Genomic DNA, 2,336 nt, shown 5'->3' on the forward strand with positions numbered 1-2,336 from the left:
ATGATGAACATTAAAGGCAAGGCTATGCAGCAAGATTCGGTGACCAATATTCATATCCGTGATGAGCAGGTGCTCTTGACGCCAGAGCAGCTTCGCGCGCAGTTCCCTATTGAAAAAAGTACCCGGGCTGCTATCAGTGAGGCACGCGAGACAGTGGCGGATATTATTCATAAACGCGATCATCGCTTGTTGGTGGTGTGTGGTCCTTGCTCTATTCATGATGTTGAAGCGGCGAAAGACTACGCGCGTCGTCTGAAAGCCTTGTCGGATGAACTCAGCGATCACCTGTTTATTGTCATGCGGGTGTACTTTGAAAAACCGCGGACCACTACTGGCTGGAAAGGGTTAATCAACGATCCGCATCTGGATGGCAGCTTTGATGTGGAATCTGGCTTAAAGCAAGCGCGTGGTCTGCTCACGGATTTAGCACAAATGGGGATCCCGTTGGCCACTGAAGCGTTGGACCCAATCAGCCCGCAATACATTGGTGATCTGTTTAGCTGGGCGGCGATTGGCGCACGTACCACCGAATCACAAACCCACCGTGAAATGGCCAGTGGTTTGTCGATGCCAATCGGCTTTAAAAACGGTACTGATGGCAATCTGGCCACCGCCACTAATGCGATGAAAGCCGCCGCGTCTGGGCACCGGTTTATGGGGATCAACCAAGCGGGCCAAGTGGCACTGCTTACAACGCAAGGTAACCCTAATGGGCATGTGATCTTACGTGGTGGTAAGCAAACCAACTACGATTCAGTCTCCGTCRCCGAATGCGAGCAGCAAATGGAAGCTGCGGGACTCAACCCGTCCCTGATGGTGGATTGTAGCCACGCGAATTCACGTAAAGATTACCGCCGCCAGCCATTGGTGGCAGAAGATGTGATCCATCAAATCAAACAAGGTAACCGCTCTGTCATTGGTCTGATGATCGAAAGCCATCTTAACGCGGGTAACCAATCGGCGGATTTGTCTAAAGATGAGATGGAGTACGGTGTGTCGATCACGGACGCTTGCATTGATTGGGCGTCTACCGAACAATTGTTACGTCATGCTCACCAAGAGCTGGCAACCTCTCTTCAACAACGTACTCAACAGGACTAAACCATGGTGGCGGAACTCAGCCGACTGCGCGATCAAATAGACGATGTCGATAAACAAATGGTGAGCTTGCTCGCGCGCCGTTTAGAGCTGGTAGCAGAAGTGGGGGAGGTGAAAAGCCAGCATGGCTTGCCCATTTATGCACCGGACCGTGAGGCGGCGATGCTCGCTTCGCGTCGTCAAGAAGCACAGTCGCAAGGGGTGCCACCGGATTTAATTGAAGATGTGCTGCGTCGCACCATGCGTGAGTCTTACAGCAGTGAAAATGACTCTGGCTTTAAGTGTCTAAACCCAGATTTACGTCAGGTGGTGGTGATTGGGGGTAAAGGCCAGCTGGGTGGCTTATTTGCTCGCTTGTTCCGTTTGTCGGGTTATCAGGTTGCGGTGCTGGATAAAGAGGATTGGGAGCATGCCGATGCCCTGCTGGCCGATGCGGGGATGGTGGTGGTCTCGGTGCCGATTGACGTCACGGAAACGGTCATTAGTAAACTGACCCAGCTGCCAGACGATTGCTTATTGGTGGATCTCACTTCGGTGAAATCCGGTCCGCTACAAGCGATGTTATCCGTGCACTCCGGCCCAGTGGTTGGCCTGCACCCCATGTTTGGCCCAGATGTGGCCAGCCTTGCTAAACAGGTAATGGTGTATTGCGATGGCCGACAGCCTGAGGCATACCAATGGCTGCTCGAGCAATTTCGTATTTGGGGCGCAGGGTTAAACCGGATCAGTGCCATTGAGCATGATGAAGGCATGACGCTGATCCAAGCGCTACGTCACTTTACGTCGTTTGTTTACGGGGTCCATCTGGCAGAAGAAAACCCCAATCTCGATCAGCTTACTGCGCTAAGCTCACCGATTTATCGCTTAGAGCTTGCCATGGTGGGGCGTCTGTTTGCCCAAGATGCAAGCTTGTATGCGGATATTATTATGTCCTCACCGCAAAACTTGGCGATGATCAAGCGTTTTTACCAGCGTTTTGGCGAAGCGATTGATTTGCTTGAACAACACGACAAAGCCACTTTTGTCGATGCGTTTGCGCAAGTGGAAAACTGGTTTGGCGACTATGCCCCACGTTTTTTACAAGAAAGCCAAGGCCTGTTGCGACAAGCCAACGATGCGACTCACCGCACCGCGACCTAGGCTTATATAAACCGCTCCGACAATCGATGATAAATCTATACCGAAACCAGCCGCTTGGCTGGTTTTTTGATAGCGTAGAAATACCTTATCTGTCATAG

The 2,336-nt window shown here is 51.7% G+C and carries 2 protein-coding genes; both read left to right on the top strand.

Annotation, left to right across the window (positions count from 1 at the left end; translation table 11 throughout):
* The first annotated feature begins 24 nt into the window (after positions 1-24).
* Positions 25-1,101: a 3-deoxy-7-phosphoheptulonate synthase gene (locus BZG79_RS14300; RefSeq protein ID WP_077774735.1), complete on the top strand. Its 1,077-nt coding sequence runs from the start codon at positions 25-27 to the stop codon at positions 1,099-1,101.
* A gap of 3 nt (positions 1,102-1,104) precedes the next feature.
* Positions 1,105-2,238, top strand: coding sequence for a bifunctional chorismate mutase/prephenate dehydrogenase (tyrA, locus tag BZG79_RS14305; protein WP_077678764.1), 1,134 nt, complete (start codon positions 1,105-1,107; stop codon positions 2,236-2,238).
* Positions 2,239-2,336: the final 98 nt, after the last annotated feature.

It is taken from the genome of Salinivibrio sp. MA427 (genome assembly GCF_001996115.1).
In the GTDB taxonomy this organism is placed as follows: Bacteria; Pseudomonadota; Gammaproteobacteria; order Enterobacterales; family Vibrionaceae; genus Salinivibrio; species Salinivibrio costicola.

Excerpts from the sequence above, each read along its gene's own strand:
- tyrA (WP_077678764.1), top strand. The coding sequence starts at position 1,105 with ATGGTGGCGGAACTCAGCCGACTGCGCGATCAAATAGACGATGTCGAT.